We start from the raw sequence: 16,440 nt of genomic DNA, 5'->3' as shown, positions 1-16,440 counted from the left end.
GTACATCGAGACGATCTTGTCGTCGAAGCCCGGGAAGCGCCGCTGGTACTTGGCGATCAGCTGCGGGTCGAAGCTCGCTTGGCGGTCCCGTGGTACCTCCAGGTCCAGTTTGCCGGTGTCGGTCACCACCGTCTTGCGGCCATAGCCGTTGCGGCGATTGTCCCCCTCCTCCGACGCCAGGTGGTGGTCCATCTCGGCATTCAGCGCCCGCTCAGCCAGCGCCTTCTTCAGCTCGTCGAGCAGACGTTGGGATCAAACGCTGTCTTTGGATCGGCCCCAGCCAGCAGCTGGTCCAGGATCGGATCCGGGATCTTCGGCTCTTTGCGTCTTGGCATGTCGGGCCTCCTTCGCCCTCATCATGCCCGCCAACGCACGAAATTTCAGACAGTCCCTCGCCTTCAGCTTGGCACCGGGCCAGGCGCATGAACTGCCGCAGGCGATCAGCCTACTCAATCGTCTGCCAAGGGTGCCACGCTGGGTGGTGGCCGATCGCGGCTACACCAGCCATGCCTTCCGCGAGCACATCTGGAACCTGGGCAGCCGCCCGGCGATCCCGCCGCAACGGCATGAGGCACCGGTCGCCTGCCCGTCCTGGATCTACCACAACCGCAACCGCGTCGAGCGCCTCTGGGCCAGGCTCAAGGAATGGCGTGCAGTCGCCACCCGCTACGAGAAGAAAGCCAGTTCCTTCATGGGCGTCCTGTGCCTCGCTGCTACCCTCGACTGGATCAAGGACTAACGGGCTCTAGGGCTGTTCAGGTGACGGCACACGAGGTCATAGGTCGCGCGGGCGCACGTGGCACGCACCAAGGGATCTGTCATATCGAGCGCTTGGTGCGTGCCCGCGCTGTTCCTTCCTTCAACCCGCCATGCTTCACCAGCCGACCCAAGGCGGCGGCAACCTCCTGCGTGCGCATGCCATCGTCGTAGCAGTCGATCACTGCGCCACCGATCGCGGCCATCGCATCATACTTATCGTAGTCGTCGCCGGTTTCGTCGACCCATATTCCGAAGAAGCATGCAGAACTCGGAGTCAGGTCTCGCGCTCCTACTAGGCATGGAGGCACCAGCCATGCTGCAGCACGGTTGCCACCTAGTGCTAGCGGGACCTCCTTCAGGACAACGGCAGCCTGTGCATGACCGCACGCCGCATCGATGCGGGGAACGGCATCACAGATCCGTCCTGACATCATCATCGAGCTTTCTTCGCTCGATCCGGGACCGGATCTGCCGCGTGCCGACCATCGTCCCGCTCAGGAGCAGCTGGCTCTCTCCCCTCCTGACGTCGAACCGGCGGATCGCCCCGGCAAGCAGATCCTCGGAACCGTGAACCGCGATCACCTTGATCTCGAAGGCGATCAGATCGTCGACATCACCCGGCGCGACGCCGTCCCGCCGTTCCGCATGCTTCTGAAGCACAGGCTCAACCAAGCTACGAAACGATCCGATGTCGATGAACTGGCCCGCCTGCACCGGTCCTTGCCGGGTTGCCAGCTTCAGGTCCGAGCGGCCTTCCTGCATGTCCGTCACCGGCCAGCTCCAGCGCCCTTCTTTTGTCTCGACGCTGGCGATGAGGCTTTCGATGTAGATCGCCTCGGCACTCATGTTGCTGATCAGGCACCTGGCCTCCAGCCCCGATCCGGCACCGCGGTTGATCAGGATCTTCGACCTCTTCTGCCGGCGAAAGCTGCTGACGAACACCTGCAGATAGGCGATCCAGACGAACAGCATCGCGACATTCGTCGCTGTGCTGATCATCTGGTGATTGGCTGCTATCCAGTCCCACATGCATGCTTCTTCTTCGGCTGTGACGGGCGGCTTCCAGCCTCTTCAGATCCCTTTGCTGCCGCTTCGCGCGGCGTCCTTGGCGTCGGCACCTCGGGGATGGTGGGCAATGCGTCCATCATCAGGGGACGGCATCGCGCTCGTGCTCCGGAGCGCCGTGAACGAGGCGCGTCGCCGGGGAATGGACGAGCACGAGATAGCGCTCGAACTGAACGAGGATGTCGGCGATGATCTGGTCGCAGCTCATGCCCATGATGTCGTAGCCGCGGCCGCCGCTGGAAAAATAGGTGCGGGCCTCGTAGTGGTATTCGGGCTTTCCCGCGACGACGGGGGCGAAGACCGCCACGGGCTGGACACTGCAGCTGACACCGTAGACGAAGTCGCGGACACCTGTCGCCGGCGAGCGCAGCGCGATGGCACCGCCTTCTTCCTCGGCCACATGGGAGAGGCGGCCACGCGAGGACAGCTCGCTCGCGACCTGATCGAGCGCCGGGCGCGCTTGCGTCATGATGAACTTGTCGACGTCGGCCTTGGTCGGAGCATGAAGGATGAGGGCAAGGCGGCGCTGCCAGGTCTGGCCGGCGGCAGGCTGGGAGGGAACGGCAAGCGGGCCAACGGCATGAGCCTGCTGCTGGGCCAGATCCGCCCGCATGCCGGCCAGCAGCGACCAGACGAGGGCCAGCATGATCAAGGCGAAGGGCAGGGCGCTGGCCACGGTCGCCGATTGCAGGGCGCCGAGACCGCCCGCCAGCAGGAGACTGGCCGCCACCACGCCTTCCAGAACACACCAGAAGACGCGCTGGCCGGTCGTGGTCTGGGTTTCGCCGCCTGCCGCGATCGAATCGACGACCAGCGAGCCGGAATCCGCCGACGTGATGAAGAAGATCCCCACCAGCAGCACGGCCAGGGTGGAGGTGACGTATGAGAGCGGCAGATACTGGAAGAAGACGAACAGGCCGACGGACACGTCGTCGGCGATCGCGGCGCCGAGCGCGCCGGCTGCCGGGCCGGTGTCGACGAAGATCGCGGTGTTGCCGAACACGGTCATCCAGAAAAAGGTGAAGCCGGCGGGGATGAACAGCACGGCGGCAATGAATTCACGCACCGTGCGTCCCCGCGAGATGCGGGCGATGAACATGCCGACGAAGGGCGACCACGAAATCCACCAGGCCCAATAGAAGAGCGTCCAGGAATCGATCCAGGGCGTCGGTTCGTAGGCATAGATGTTGAAGGTGCGCAGCAAGAGCGTGTCGAGATAGAGGCCCAGGTTCTGCACGAAGTCGCGAAGAAGGTGCGCCGTCGGACCCAACAGCAGGACGAAGACCATCAGCAAGACGGCCACGACCAGGTTCACCTCGGAGAGGATGCGCACGCCCTTGTCGAGGCCGGTGACGACCGAGACGGTGGCAAGGGCGGTGATGATCGCGATCAGGGATAGCTGGATCCCGATGCCGATGGGGATGCCCAGCAGATAGTGAAGGCCGGCATTGATCTGGGAGACGCCCAACCCGAGCGAGGTGGCGATGCCGAACATGGTGCCGACAATGGCGAAGATGTCGACGGCGTGGCCGATGGGGCCGTTGATGCGCTCCTTGAGGAGCGGGTAGAGGCCGGAGCGGATGGTCAGCGGCAGGTTGTAGCGATAGCCGAAATATCCCAGCGACAGCCCGACCACGGCATAAATGGCCCAGGCATGGATGCCCCAGTGGAAGAAGGTGACGGCCATGGCCTCGCGCATTGCCGCGACGGAGCGCGGTTCGGCCGTTGGCGGCTCCATGAAGTGGGTCATCGGCTCGCCCACCGCATAGAACATGAGGCCGATGCCCATGCCGGCGGCAAACAGCATGGCGATCCAGGAGGTGAACCTGAAATCGGGCGTCGATTCGTCCGGCCCCAGCTTCAGGCGCCCGGCTCCACCCAGGCACAGCAACAGCATCACCGCGAGGAAAATGCCCACCGATAGAAGATAAAGCCAGCCGAAGCTGTTGAGGATGCCAGCCTGCAAGTCACGGAAGACCTGGCTAGCGCGATCCGGGACAACAACGCCCACAGCGAGGAAGGCGCCAATCACGACGACTGAACCGAAAAAGACGGGAGGGTTGATAATGAATCGTTTGAACATGCGGCCTCTCTGGATGCTCCGTCGCCAGCCGCGGCTTAACAGGGAGCCTGGAAGCGCCGCCTTGTGCAAACATCCACGTTCCTGACCCAGATAACCTGCAAAGCCTTGACGGCAGGAGAGTTCCGTTCCGAAGCCGCCACCCTGTCATGACAATCAGCAAGAACACCCATGGCGAGACTGTCTCGAGAGAGAGTTCACCGTAGGCAGCAGCGGCTTGCGGATTGGCCGACTTGAACAGCGGGGCATCCGCCAGGTTCTCCGGGGGTGCAAGTTGCACTCGTTGATCATTGGGGGCGTCAGCAGCCGCTTGATCACATGAATGGATGAACATCACGATCACTCCGCTGCGCGACCAGGTCCTTGAAGCTCTTCGGCACCATTAGGTGTATGGTCCTGGGATGTGGTGTGACGGGTCGAGCCTGAACCGATCGGGCTCTTTGGCCCAGGTCTGGCAGATGAACTCGCAGGATGTGAGGCCGTGCAGGGTCTTGAGCCGGCGGGCGAGGTTGTAGGCATCGACGAACAAATGCAGGTGGGCTTGGAGTTGCTCGTGGCTGTCGTAGTGGTAGCGCTTGACCGTCACGTCCTTGATCGTGCGTTTCATCCGCAGGGCCTAGCCGTTGGTCCATCGATGGTCAGCAGACCATCAATCCGTTTCCTGCAAGAACCACAGGCAGGAGCCTGCGGAGGGGGTTGTTCACCTAGGGGAAGGCGGTGGTCGATGGCGTGCTCGTCGCACACGCACATCGAAGATGTGCTGGACGTCCCAGATGTCCTGTTTGCGCGGCGTGAGCTGGACGCCGTTGTCGGTCAGCACAGTATGGATGCGGTAGGGTACGGTCAGGATCAGGTCGCGCAGGAACTGTGCGGCTTCCATCTTGCCCGCACTCTCGACCAGCCGCCTTCTGGCGGCTGGTCGCCACGAACAGGCGCAGCTTGCCTTCTTCAGTACTGACCTCAGCCAGATCGATGTGGAAGTAGCCGAGCGGGTAGTTGGCAAAGCACTTCTTTGCAGGTTTGTCGCCCTCGATCTCCCGCAGGCGGCTGATGCCATCGGGCTTTGCACGATCCCTCGGAGAGATGTCAGCAGAGCTGACAGGCCGCTCCAGACAGCGATGCAAGGATGAGCGGGTCAGGTGCGGGATGGTCGGCTGCAAGCCATAAAGACAGTCGTCCAGCGGCAGCAGTGTATGCCGGCGGAAGGCGACGATGATCGCTTCCTCCTCTGGCGCCAGGACCGTCGAGCGGGCCTCCTTCGGACCCATTCGCGCATCGCTGGTCGGTGGTGGCGCTTCCATGAAGAACCTGGCCCATAGCGCATCCCTCGCAGCATGGTGGCTAACTGTACCGCCACACCGTGGGAGCAAACAGCATGGGATCAGGTCTTGCATTCCCGCCAGGCATGGAGGCGCCAGCCATGCCGAAGCACGCTCGCCACTCCGTGCTGGTGGACCTCGTCGCCCAGGACGATGGCAACCCGTCCATGGCCGCACGCCGTGACGTGCCGAAAGGCGCTGAGGAAACGCCAGGCGAAGCCGGCGGGCCATGGGCCGTGACCTCGGCGGTGGGTGAGAGATGGCTCCGGCCATGCGGGCGGAATGGGGGAAGCAAGACCTTCGCGCGCCATGGCGCTGTGCCATGCGGATCTGACGGCAGAGCCGTTACCATGAATGCGGTCGGTCGGCCTGCGTGTGCAGGGAAGTGTCCTCATCCATGCCCGGCCAGCCGGATCGGCGTTCCACTGGATACGAGGCAGCTCGCATTTCGTGATCTGGACGGTGCGGAAAAGCTTCTCGAAGATTGAGGGGTGGCCCGGATGTTCCGCCCTGGATGGGGGTATCGCGGCTTTCCGCAACGAGAATAACAATCGGAGCGCCTCTCTTGATCGATCGGAACCCGTTGCTCCGCAAGCTGACCCCGCAGCCCCTGCCACTCCTGCTGGTGGCTGGAACGATCCTCGCATTGGCATCGTCCGCGCGAGCGCAGGAAGGCGTGGTGCGTTGGTACGACACCGTCCGGCAGCCGCTGAGTGACTGGAGGCTCGTGGCAGGCGGTGGTGCGCTTCTTGCGCCGGCCTATGAAGGCTCTAACGAATTCGAGCTTTCCCCGGTCCCCTACATCTCCGCGACCTTCGGCATCCTGACGATCGACACGAGGGGCGCCACGTTGCGCGCCTACGATGCGGAATCGTTCAGCCTGGACCTCACGGCTGGCTACGATTCCGGCCGTGACGAGGACGATGCCGATCACCTGGAGGGCCTGGGCGATGTCGACTGGGGTATCGATCTCACCATCAAGGCCAGCTACGAGGCCGGCCCCGGTGAACTCTATGCCTCCTTGACCCGCACGCTGGGCGGCAGCGACGGTCTCACCGGCACGTTCGGCGCCGCTGCGTCGCACAGGCTGTCGGACACGGCCACGATGACCCTGGGTGCATCCTCCACCTGGGCAGATGGCCGCTACATGGACAGTTACTTCAGCGTCACCCCGAGCCAGTCGGCCCGCTCCGGCCTTGCCACCTACGACGCGGATGCCGGCTTCAAGCGCATCGACCTGGACCTGGCCGTCGCGTGGCGCTTCACCGGACGCTGGACGCTCATCAGCCAGGTCGGCCTGGGCTACCTGCTCGGTGACGCAGCCGACAGCCCGATCGTCGAGGAAGAGCTGCAGCCGTCGATGGCGCTGCTCGTGGTCTACGGCTTCTGAACCCATCGTACGCTGGCAAGCTGAACGAGAGCCTCGAGTCCGGATGGGAGGATCATGTGCTCCGCGCATGACATGCCCAAGGAGGGGTTGCTGCCTGCGCCTTCTGCCCGCGCCCGGCGTTGCAGGGACCGTCGCAGCAGCGACCATGACGGTCAGCGCCCGCACTGCTGACGAGGATCTGGCCAGGCAGCTGGCTGCCCTGATCGGCGTGCCGTTCCAGGCGAATCTCAACGTCGGGATCGGTCCGGAGGACGCGGTACGCTCGACCCTGAGCATCCAGCCGGTGATCCCGCTCTCGCAGGACCGGAACCTGATCACCTGCAACATCATCCCGCCGGTTCATGCCGAGGGACCGACCGCCGCCGACGGGTTCGGCCTGAGCGAGATCGTCGCGACGGCGACCTGCCCGGCGTGGCCGTTCGTCGTAGGGGCGCAGCCGAGGAGGGGAGAGGTGCTGGAAAATTGATGGGCAACATCCCGTCAAGGCGATCCTTCTTCCTGTTCACCCTTCTGCCCGCCTCTCGGCACAGAGCAGGGACGTTCGCTCAGGAGCACGTGCTCCCGTCGTGGTCGAGGCCGGCAATCTGGAGGGGCACGCCTCCCGCCATGCCCTATTGCATCAGGTCGTCGGCCGTCGGCCGGAAGGTGCACCGGTCAGCGACGATCGGGGCGACGTCAGGATTGCCCGCACCACGCGCGATCAGCGCGCCCACCCGCTCGTCGACATCGTAGGCGCTATGCGCCTTGAGCGGGTTTGCCGCCTCGCCAAGGCCGAGCAAGGAACTGACTCTCGCGATGTTGATCGTCACGCTGGTCATCGCCGGGCAGAGCCGGGAGTCGATGTAGCGCTCCGCGAACAGGTCCGGCACCGGGTAGCTCATCAGGTCGTTCGGATCGCTGAAGGCGATCAGCTCCGTCTGTGCGAAGAACCGCTGCGACGCTTTCGACGCACCGTCAGGGCAATACTGATCGGCGGCTCCCAGCACCGTTTGCGGCTCCCGTCCGGACTCCAGGAGCGGCAGCTGGTTGGACAGCATGAAGATCTGGAGCTTGCGCGTCTTGAAGTCCCTGGCGACCGCGATGGTGCGGGGGTCGTGCTGGAGGTCCAGGTTGGCCAGCCGCTGCATGGCATCGATGGTGGCCCGACTGCCTAGGCTGTGGCTGATCATCACGAAGTCGTCGATGGCCAACCTGCTGCCGAAGCCCGGCATGTCCGGGCCACACGACTTGCCGGCGGTTTCCAGGGGCAGGTCGCTCCAGCTGGTGGACAGGGCCCAGCACATGCTCTGGCTGATCGAGGTCAGGATCGGCTCGCGCTTGTCGCCCTGATAAGCGAGCGGGTCGGGAGCGATGTCGTTGATGATCCTCCGCAGCGCCTGGTTCAAGGAGGTGCGCCGCATCTGGTAGAGCGGGTCCTTGTCGAAGGCGAGAATGTCCTTCTCCGATTGCGTGATCGGCGACCAGGTTAGCTCGTAGAAGAGCAGATCGCGCTGCCGCTCGGCGTTGGTCAGGCGCGTGATCCTCAGCTCGCCGAGAGGCTTGTCGGAGAATGCCGGCGAAGCGATCACGATCCGCTTGGGCCTTGGCGAGCGCACATCGAGGTCCAGCGCATTGGCGAGGTTGAGCATCAAGGCGGTTCCATGCCCTGGCTCATGCGTCCCGATCCCGTGCACATAGATGATCTTGGCTTCCGGACGCTCTCCGACCGCTTCCCCGATGGGCGGCAGGCCGTCCTGCTTGACGAGATAGGGCAGAACCCCACCGAACGGCTTGCCCTCGACATCGCAGAGCCTGGTATCCTCGCCCGGCTCCTTCATGGCCCCCATCACTCCCTGGGCAATGCCGCGAGCTACGCTCTCGCAACCGCCCAGCACGCAAGGCAGCAACAAGGTTGCCCATAGCAGGAAGTGCCGAACCGACATCTTTGGCCCATCCTGAGCAGAATGCCTTGCATGCTCGTAGCCGAGCTGGACAACACTTTGGCGGAGCAGGTCCGACGCACCGCCGCAGAACTGCGTCGACGTCGTTCGGTAGAAGAAGCGTTCAGCCTCGGACAGACCCGGAGGCAGGCTGCGCAGGCACAGTTTGCGCTGGTCGTGCCGTAGGTTGGCACCGTGCCCACGCTTCAGCCACCTGCGCACGCTGTCAGCCTCCGCCCGGCTTTTTGGCGCTGCATCCCCCGTGCTCTGGCCAGCAGAGCCCGACTGGTTGGCAAGTCGTCCCGGTCACGCCTGTACTGACCATCGTCATCGTCACGTGTGCGGGAGATCCTTCTTGCAAATGAAGTAGCCGCCGAAAAGACAGCAGTACTGCTGTCGGGGAAAGGCACCGCAATCCCACGATGGGTGCTCTACGGTGCTTCCAGATGCAATGATCATCGACCGGTCGCGGAGGCTCAAGGCATGGCGGCCAATGCCGTTGACCGGTGCTATTCCGCGATCGTTTTCTCCGGAACGGCCTGGTACGGATCGACCTGCGCGACAGCCCCGGCGACGCCATGAGTCCCCGGCATGATCTCAAATCGCGGGTCGAAGTTGACGATGGTGGCGGCAAGCGCGGTCAGCATGGCGGCATTGCCCTCGACCTTGGCCGTTCCATCCGCGATCTGCGCCTCCAGCGTCTTGGCGCCCATCATCGTCTGCTCGAGATCGGACCGATTGATGGTTAGCGTGAGGTCCGGCGCCTTGGCCTGAAATCCCTTGATGTTGGTCAAGGTGGCGTTCTCCAGCTCGACGATGAACTGCTCGCCGTTGTCCGGCGTCACCAGGTTCATGGTGAAGCGCAGCCCCTCCGCCTTGCGGCTGTCCATGCGGATCCCGACGAAGTTCAGGAACAGCTCGGTCGTCATCGCGCGGATAATGTCCGGGCTCGAGGTGCTCGCCGTCTCGCCCTGCGAGATCCCCGTGCGCAGCTCGTAGGCCCCGTTCAGAAAGCTGTTGCGCAAGCCGGGGTTCTCTTGCTGATAGCCGATCTGCTCAAAGATGTCGGCGAGGAGATCCTTGGCCTCCGCATTGTCCGGCTCGGCCTGAACGAGCTTGTTCACGATCTCGGTGGCCAGGAGATACTCGCCCTTGTCGTGCAACTCGCGGCCGCGCGCGAGGATCTTCGCGCTGCCGCCCATCATCTCGACATAGAGCGGCGCGGAATCGCCGGGCGACAGCGGGATCAACGTGGCCGGGTTGCAGTCCCAGAAACCCAGATAGCGCTGGATTACGCCGCGGGCGTTGTGCTGCGGCGAGCCATGATAGCCGCGGCAGTACCACTTCTCCTGCAGTGCCTTTGGAACCTCGTAGACGTTGTGCACCTCGTTGATCGTCACGCCCTGGTTGGCGAGATGCAGCACCTGATTGTTCATGTTGGCGTAGATGTCGCGCTGGCCGCGCAGCACCTCCTGCACCCGCTCGTTACCCCAGCGTGGCCAGTGGTGCGATCCGAACAGCACCTCCGCCTCCAGCCCGAACCGGTAGAGCGCCTCGCCGATATACTTGGACCAGGCGAGCGGATCGCGAACAAGGGTGCCGCGCAGGGTATAGATGTTGTGCAGGGTGGCGTTGACGTTCTCCGCCATCCAGAGCGCCTTGAGGTCGGGCAGATAAGTGTTCATCTCCCGCGGCGCCTCGGTATTGGGCGTGTTCTGGAAGATCATGTTCACGCCGTCGACCTCGAACTCCTCGATCGCCTCGGTCACGAAGCGGTTCGGGGCGATCAGCCCCGTGGCGCCGGCCGATACTGCCTGGCCCAGCCCCTGGCCGACATAGCCATGCGGCGCAGCCGGCAGCAAAAGACCATACTGGTAGAACAGCCGCCGATTCATGGCGTTGCCGGCGTAGACGTTCTCGGAGACGGTGAACTCCATGAAGTCGAACGGCGCGATCAGCGCGACCTTGCCGGAGCGCACGTCCGCCTCATCGATCAGCCCGCGCGCGCCTCCCCAGTGGTCACCATGAGTGTGCGAATAAATCACTGCCGTGACCGGGAGGCCTTCTCCGACATGGTCCTGGAACAGCTTCCAGGCAGCACGCACCGGCTCGGCCGACACAAGCGGGTCAAAGACGATCCAGCCGGTCTTGCCGCGGACAAAGGTGATGTTTGAGAGATCGAACCCGCGCACCTGATAGATGCCGGGGACCACCTCATAGAGCCCATAGTTGTTGTTGAGGCGGGACTGGCGAAGCAGCGATGGATGGATGCTGTCAAATTCGTCCTGCTGATCGAGGAACTGGAAACGTTCCATGTCCCAGGCGACATGGCCGGCGTCGGCCATGATCGTCATCTCCTCCATCGGCGCGATCAGGCCCTTCTTCTGCTCGTCGAGATCACGGGTGTCCTCGAAAGGCAGCCCGTTCCTCGCCTTCCTCAGTACATCGACGGTGTGTTGCGAAGGCGCCTTGCCCTTCGGGTGGAAGTGCCCGGCCAGCGGCGCCTGCTGGGCACGAGCGGAACCGCCCTCGACGATGAAGCTGCTGGCCACCGCAAGGGCAGCGCCGGCAAGCGGAACGGTCTCCACGAACTCGCGTCGAGTTGCCATCGCGATCTCTCCCACATATCAAGGTTGTTACAAAGTTATTGCTGTAGAAAAGGCTCAAGCGCCCGTTCCAAGTTCAGGTCGTTCACTTCCGTCGCGTGCCGCTATGTTCTTGCTCGCCCAGAAGCCTATCGACCGGACGCGGCACAATACTGCCGCCGACAATCAAAATCCCGAGCAAGAAGAAAATTCAGCCACCTCGTCCACTTCAAGTGACATAGCCAGATGATGATGAGCCAAGTTCGAGGTTCATTTGGCCCAGTCTAACTGCGCGGGTCCGGTCCCGGCGTCTTGGTTCGCATACACCCGGCTAGAACCTCCATCCGAGATTGACTGCCATGAATATTGCCTGGTTCTTGTCGTAACTTCCACTGAACAGCCGCGCATCGATGTCGGCGTCGCCAAGATCCGCATAGACGATCGAGCCGCCCAGCGTGAGCTGCTCTGAGAGCGAGTACTGGACGCCGAGCGAGTAGCGGAGTTGACGATCGACCGGCAGATCGGCACGCCGATCCTGGGCGCGGACCGGGTTGGTGTCGTAGCCAAAGCCGGCCTGGAGCAGGAGGTCGTCCGTGACCTTGTAGTGGGCGCCCAGAAAAACCGTAGGTATCGTGCCAGTTCGTCGGGATTGCGGCACTACCCCGATCGGTCGATACCGGGATCTCGTCGAAGCTGCTCCAGTCTTCCCAGCGGACCGAGGCCAGCAAGGCAAGCCGATCGGTCAGATCGTGATAGATGCCTGCCTTCACATACTGCGGAAAGACGAAGTCCAGCCCGGCGTTGAATGGCTCGGTGATCCTCCGAAGAGTGATATCGCCGGAAAGCTTGAGCTCGGCCTCCGAATTGTAAACGACGCCCAGGCGTGTCTGCTCGCTCAAGCTGAACAGCGTGCTGAGCTTGAAGGTCGCGTCGGTATCGTCGGCATCGTCGATCTTGATCCGGGCATCGCCGTCGACCTGACTTGGCCTGATCGTCTGGTCTAGATTCGCGTACCAGAGCGTCGCGCCGGCGCCGAGCGAGAGCCAGTCCGTCACCTTGTAGGCAACCGACGGCGTGACACCCAGGACCATCAGCGAAACGTCGTCGACCTGGAAGCGGCCGACCCAGTTCCGATCGTAATTCAGCGACGCGCCGGTGATGCCGCCGGCGTCCAGGCCCGCTGCCCAGCGATCATCGATCTTCCACACGCCGCTGATCGTGCCGAGGGGAGCCACGGCTCCGGCATCGCCTCCGTTGTTGCCGCGAATGACGGACCGGTCGGCATCGAACTCCACTTGCGTGGCACCGAAGCCGGCGCCGATCAGGACGGAACTGCTCTTGAGCCGCGTCATGCCGGCGGGATTGTGAAGTGCAGTCGAGGCATTGTCGGCCCAGGCCTGCAACCCCGCATCAGCGGTGCCCATGCTGGGCGTTGCGAACCGGATATGTAAAGACCACCTGCCTCGACGGGTCCGGGCGCTGCCAAACAAGTCATTGCGCCAAAGAAGATGCACCATCCAAGACTAGTTTTGGCAGAGATCAGACCTAGCCCCACCTTCGGCTTTATGAGGCCGACTTTGTCAGCATCGATCGCCGTGGCTTGATCATGGCAGGCCTCGACGCCGGTATGGCCTTGAAATGACGTTTTTTTTATGTACAATTTGAGGCGAACCATGCTAAGCCCTGTCAAATCGTTATGCTCCCTACCGCTGCCATATCTCAGGGCTGCTCAAGCTCGAGAGCGTGTACGGAGATCTCTTTCGTATCTACATTGTTCTAACAAACAAAAATGGGCGGTCAAGATGTGCTGCCTCCGCTTCCGTCATCCTTCTCGTGGCGGCAGGATTCCCTCGTAATTTGTTGATCCGCATTGCCGCTGCCGTCACCTGCCGTGGCTTAGTACCACTAAACATTTCGGGTCTTCCAAAGCTTGTTTGCTTTGCTGACCCTTGGGCTGCCGCTGACAGGTGCGCCGCGTTCACCGGAGGTTAGGCGAGGGATGCGGAGGTTGCCGAAGTATATAGTAGGGGTGATGGAGGCGCTGGCGGCGGATTCCGGCGTGCAGGTCAGGTCTTGCATTCCTGCCAGGCATGGGGGCGCCACATGCTCGCCACTCAGTGCTGGCGGTCCTCTTCGTCCAGGACGATGGCAATCCGTCCATTGCCGTACGCCGCGACGTGCCAAGTCGCGCCGAGGAAACGCCAGGCGAAGCCGGCGGGCCATGGCCCGTGACCTCGGCGGGTGGGGGAGGGGTGGCTCCTGCCAGGCGGGCGGAATGGGGGGAGCCAGAACTTCGCACCATGCCATGCGGATCTGACGGCGATGCAGGGTCCAGGAGCTTGAAGGTACGTGAATGCAAGACCTAGCCCCGTGCTTCCATGATCCGATGCATCCAGAAGCGTCCCCAGCGACTGGTCATCCTGCACTGATCCTTGCCTCCCTCAAGATTTACCTGCGGCGATAGTGCGGCGTAGGCTACGACTTCTTCAAAGTGCAAACAGAATCATGAAATGAGTCTATGCGACTTCTTAGAAGTTCAGTTGCAAGGCGCCCTTTGTCAGAAGTTTTTCCTCAGATAGGCACTTGTCATGTACCGATTCACTGATTACCACTTGGTGGTCGGCTTCGATCGAGTATTAAGATCAAGGGAGCATCCAGAATGAAACTTTCCAAGCGGCAGGCTGTCATCGGTGCCGCATCGACCGTGCTGGCGAGTTCGTTTCTTCCTCGACCCACGTTTGCCGCAGAGAAGCCGCTGATCGCCTTCGTCGTGAACGTCCCGGCGGACTTTTGGGTGATTGCACGGCGTGGTTTGGAGAAGGCGGCGGCCGAGCTGCCGGACTACGACGTGCAGATGTTCGTGCCGGGCGAGATGTCGGCCGCAGCGCAAAAGCGGATCCTCGAAGACCTGCTCGCCAGGAACCTCGTCGGTGCCACGATCAGCCCGGTCAATCCGGACAACTCGACCGAGATCCTGAACCGGGTGGCCGAAAAGGCAGCCCTGTTCACCGTCGACGGCGACGCACCTCAGTCCAACCGCATCATGTATATCGGCACCGACAATGTCGATGCCGGCCGCGAGCACGGCAAGCTGATCATGAAGGCATTGCCGGACGGCGGCAAAATCATGCTTTTCGTCGGCACCATGGAGGCAGCCAACGCGCAGGAACGCGTGCGTGGCATCAAGGAGGCGATTGCCGGCAGCAAGGTGGAGATCGTCGACATTCGCACGGATGGTGGTGACCAGGCCAAGGCACGTGCCAATGCCGAGGACACGCTGACCAAGTACGGTAGCGATATCCAGCTGCTCTCGGGACTGTGGGCCTATAACACGCCGCAGATCTACAGCGCCGTGAAGGCTGCGGGCAAAGAAGGTACGGTCAAGATCGTCGGCTTCGATGAAGACCAGTTGACGCTCAGGGGCATTTCCGAAGGCGTCATCGAGGCGACCGTGGTGCAGCAGCCCTACGAGTTCGGCTATCAATCGATCAAGCAGCTGGCCCGCTACATCGAGGGCGACCGCTCGATCGTGCCGGCCAACAAGCTGCAGATCATCCCGACGAAGATCATCGACCCGTCGAACGTGGAGGAGTTCGCAACCACGATCCGTGAGATGCTGAAGAAGTCCTGACGGCTCGATCGACCATCCCGCCGGCCCGACTCCTGTCGGGTCGAGCGGGAACAGCGATCCTGTGAATGCAAGACCTGATCCCATGCTTCCGTGACCACTTGGATCCGTCTTGCCGGTCGCGCCATGGGTGCGCCACGTCCGGACGTGGACCGGGCTACAGCAGCTTCGGCCTGATCTCGTTGGCGATGATCGCCTGCCCCTTTCGGCCGAAATGATTGATGTCTGCATAGAGGTAGGAGGTTGCCGAGCTTGCCTTGTCGGGGTCGGTGACGTTGATGAACCCGTACGCGGCCTTGTTCCGGTAGACGTCCTCCAGCCTGGCGAACAGGTTGACGTTGGCGCGGGTCGCCGCCAGGCGGGCGACATACTGGTTCCAGGCCAGGACCCGGGCGCGTGCCGGGATCTTGCGCGTCGGGTTGCGGCTCCAGTCGTGGAGCAGGCACAGGATCATGCGCCGGCCGCCCTGCGTCACGCCGTAGGAGATCAGCCGGTCGATCGACAGCCGGTACTGGATCATCGCGGGGCTGAGCGCCTGATTGTCCGGCGCGATGTCGTTATAGCCGAAATAGACGACGGTACGATCGGGAAGCCCCGTTGAACGGTGGTTGGCGGCCCAGCTGTCGATCTGTCCGTCGAAGGTGCGCGGTCCATTGAGGCCTGCCGTCGTCGCACCGGAGAAGGCCAGGTTGACCAGCAGCCTTGCGTTGCCGCTGGCGCTGATCTGATCGGCCCAACTGGGAATGCCATGGCGGTAGGAGTGGGTATAGCTGTCGCCAAACGCCACGAACGACCTGGCTGCCGCCAGGGTGGGCGCCGGGCGACCTGCCAGAAGGCCACCTGCGACGAGGCCAAGGCTACGACGGCGGGTGAACTCGATCATTCCAGTGGCATTCCCACCGACCGGCCTGCCGGCGGACTGGCCGATCCAGTGCTGCAAGCCCAGGGCTGATCGGATGAAGGCCTAGCCGCCTTGCGGGTCAAGCCTCTTGCCGCTCCAAAGGGCTGCGACACAGCAACAGAGCGGAAAGTTCCAAGCATTGCCTGCCGGCTGTTCTGTCGCGGACTGTTCACCTTCTTTTGCGGGCCTCTTCCCGCCCACTCCCGAGCGCCTTGGTACGAATTGTTCCTGCCGTCAGGCTCACGTCAGGAAGCTTTGCGACAGTTCCTCAGGAAGGAAAAGAAAAACAGTGCGCAGACAAGCCGAGTTGTCCGTCCTGGATAGCAGCTATATGAACAACGACGGGTCAGGCCGAGCCCGAACTGCTTCCCGCTGTGTTGATGCCAGTACAAGTAGCATCCGGAGATAGTCCATCAACATATTGTCCAATAAGGAAGCCAGCCTTTCTGGAGCCATCTCTGGAGCCATCATTCGATTGGATGGCCCCGCGAGAAGTGCCAAGGCGCAGGAGAGGCGAGTGGATCGGTCATGCACAAAGGTAAGAGGCTTTCTGCTGGCAAGCCCAGCCGATGAGCCGCGTCCATGATCGGGATCAACGCCGCTGCAGCGTTCCCGGGTCGTCTGGCCGAAGCGGCGGGAGCTTCGCAGACCGGTCGCCTGGAAGCGATCGAAGCACTGCGCGCTCTTGCTGCCATCATGGTGGTCATTGGACATATTCTGGGCGATGCGCGGCACTTCGGTGTGGAGGCCACCACCGTTCCGGACTGGCGGATCTGGAGCGCAGGTGTCGACCT

Annotated in this window: 10 protein-coding genes and 4 pseudogenes; 5 read left to right on the top strand and 9 right to left on the bottom strand. The window is 62.7% G+C overall.

The features are described from left to right. Positions 1–335 (bottom strand): annotated as a pseudogene (locus tag VHL31_RS19970) (transposase); the annotation flags it as partial. 59 nt (positions 336–394) lie between these two features. On the opposite strand from VHL31_RS19970, the pseudogene VHL31_RS19965 reads away from it, so the two are divergent. Continuing rightward, positions 395–739, top strand: a pseudogene (locus VHL31_RS19965) (transposase); the annotation flags it as partial. Positions 740–818: 79 nt separating this feature from the next. On the opposite strand, the gene VHL31_RS19960 reads toward VHL31_RS19965, so the two are convergent. The 4 genes and pseudogenes from VHL31_RS19960 to VHL31_RS19945 all read right to left on the bottom strand — a co-directional run bounded on the left by VHL31_RS19960 (position 819) and on the right by VHL31_RS19945 (position 5,205). Beyond that, positions 819–962 carry a hypothetical protein gene (locus VHL31_RS19960; RefSeq protein ID WP_329662995.1) on the bottom strand — a complete coding sequence of 48 codons (144 nt, stop codon included), beginning with the start codon at positions 960–962 and terminating at the stop codon, positions 819–821. Between the two features lie 208 nt (positions 963–1,170). Continuing rightward, positions 1,171–1,758: a hypothetical protein gene (locus VHL31_RS19955; RefSeq protein ID WP_329662994.1), complete on the bottom strand. Its 588-nt coding sequence runs from the start codon at positions 1,756–1,758 to the stop codon at positions 1,171–1,173. 148 nt (positions 1,759–1,906) lie between these two features. Beyond that, positions 1,907–3,907 (bottom strand): BCCT family transporter, encoded by a 2,001-nt coding sequence (locus VHL31_RS19950; protein WP_329662993.1) that lies wholly within the window; start codon positions 3,905–3,907, stop codon positions 1,907–1,909. A 379-nt stretch (positions 3,908–4,286) separates the two neighbouring features. Next, positions 4,287–5,205 (bottom strand): annotated as a pseudogene (locus VHL31_RS19945) (IS3 family transposase). A 583-nt stretch (positions 5,206–5,788) separates the two neighbouring features. On the opposite strand from VHL31_RS19945, the gene VHL31_RS19940 reads away from it, so the two are divergent. Both VHL31_RS19940 and VHL31_RS19935 read left to right on the top strand, forming a co-directional pair. Beyond that, entirely contained in the window at positions 5,789–6,613 is an 825-nt protein-coding gene (locus tag VHL31_RS19940) for a MipA/OmpV family protein (RefSeq protein WP_329662992.1), read from the top strand. Between the two features lie 145 nt (positions 6,614–6,758). Beyond that, the gene (locus tag VHL31_RS19935; protein ID WP_329662991.1) at positions 6,759–7,079 is read left to right on the top strand and encodes a hypothetical protein; all 321 of its coding nucleotides are present in this window, start codon (positions 6,759–6,761) and stop codon (positions 7,077–7,079) included. Between the two features lie 145 nt (positions 7,080–7,224). Here the strand turns inward: VHL31_RS19935 and VHL31_RS19930 are convergent, their stop codons facing one another. From VHL31_RS19930 to VHL31_RS19920, 3 genes are all read right to left on the bottom strand, one after another. Beyond that, positions 7,225–8,535: a hypothetical protein gene (locus tag VHL31_RS19930; RefSeq protein WP_329662990.1), complete on the bottom strand. Its 1,311-nt coding sequence runs from the start codon at positions 8,533–8,535 to the stop codon at positions 7,225–7,227. A gap of 506 nt (positions 8,536–9,041) precedes the next feature. Further along, entirely contained in the window at positions 9,042–11,141 is a 2,100-nt protein-coding gene (locus VHL31_RS19925) for an alkyl/aryl-sulfatase (protein ID WP_329662989.1), read from the bottom strand. A 260-nt stretch (positions 11,142–11,401) separates the two neighbouring features. After that, a complete protein-coding gene (locus VHL31_RS19920) occupies positions 11,402–12,541 on the bottom strand; it encodes an OmpP1/FadL family transporter (RefSeq protein WP_329662988.1) in 1,140 nt (379 codons plus the stop codon). 1,235 nt (positions 12,542–13,776) lie between these two features. On the opposite strand from VHL31_RS19920, the gene VHL31_RS19915 reads away from it, so the two are divergent. Further along, positions 13,777–14,748: a sugar-binding protein gene (locus tag VHL31_RS19915; protein ID WP_329662987.1), complete on the top strand. Its 972-nt coding sequence runs from the start codon at positions 13,777–13,779 to the stop codon at positions 14,746–14,748. A 154-nt stretch (positions 14,749–14,902) separates the two neighbouring features. Here the strand turns inward: VHL31_RS19915 and VHL31_RS19910 are convergent, their stop codons facing one another. Next, positions 14,903–15,628 carry a GDSL-type esterase/lipase family protein gene (locus VHL31_RS19910; protein WP_329662986.1) on the bottom strand — a complete coding sequence of 242 codons (726 nt, stop codon included), beginning with the start codon at positions 15,626–15,628 and terminating at the stop codon, positions 14,903–14,905. 600 nt (positions 15,629–16,228) lie between these two features. On the opposite strand from VHL31_RS19910, the pseudogene VHL31_RS19905 reads away from it, so the two are divergent. Beyond that, positions 16,229–16,440, top strand: a pseudogene (locus VHL31_RS19905) (hypothetical protein); the annotation flags it as partial.

This window comes from Geminicoccus sp., assembly GCF_036263595.1.
Taxonomy (GTDB): Bacteria; Pseudomonadota; Alphaproteobacteria; order Geminicoccales; family Geminicoccaceae; genus Geminicoccus.
The sequence above is the reverse complement of the archived record's forward strand: the minus strand, read 5'-3'. Positions and strand labels throughout refer to the sequence as shown.

Excerpts from the sequence above, each read along its gene's own strand:
- VHL31_RS19910 (WP_329662986.1), bottom strand. The coding sequence starts at position 15,628 with ATGATCGAGTTCACCCGCCGTCGTAGCCTTGGCCTCGTCGCAGGTGGC.
- VHL31_RS19920 (WP_329662988.1), bottom strand. The coding sequence starts at position 12,541 with ATGGGCACCGCTGATGCGGGGTTGCAGGCCTGGGCCGACAATGCCTCG.
- VHL31_RS19930 (WP_329662990.1), bottom strand. The coding sequence starts at position 8,535 with ATGTCGGTTCGGCACTTCCTGCTATGGGCAACCTTGTTGCTGCCTTGC.
- VHL31_RS19960 (WP_329662995.1), bottom strand. The coding sequence starts at position 962 with ATGGCCGCGATCGGTGGCGCAGTGATCGACTGCTACGACGATGGCATG.
- VHL31_RS19935 (WP_329662991.1), top strand. The coding sequence starts at position 6,759 with ATGACGGTCAGCGCCCGCACTGCTGACGAGGATCTGGCCAGGCAGCTG.
- VHL31_RS19950 (WP_329662993.1), bottom strand. The coding sequence starts at position 3,907 with ATGTTCAAACGATTCATTATCAACCCTCCCGTCTTTTTCGGTTCAGTC.
- VHL31_RS19955 (WP_329662994.1), bottom strand. The coding sequence starts at position 1,758 with ATGATCAGCACAGCGACGAATGTCGCGATGCTGTTCGTCTGGATCGCC.
- VHL31_RS19915 (WP_329662987.1), top strand. The coding sequence starts at position 13,777 with ATGAAACTTTCCAAGCGGCAGGCTGTCATCGGTGCCGCATCGACCGTG.
- VHL31_RS19925 (WP_329662989.1), bottom strand. The coding sequence starts at position 11,141 with ATGGCAACTCGACGCGAGTTCGTGGAGACCGTTCCGCTTGCCGGCGCT.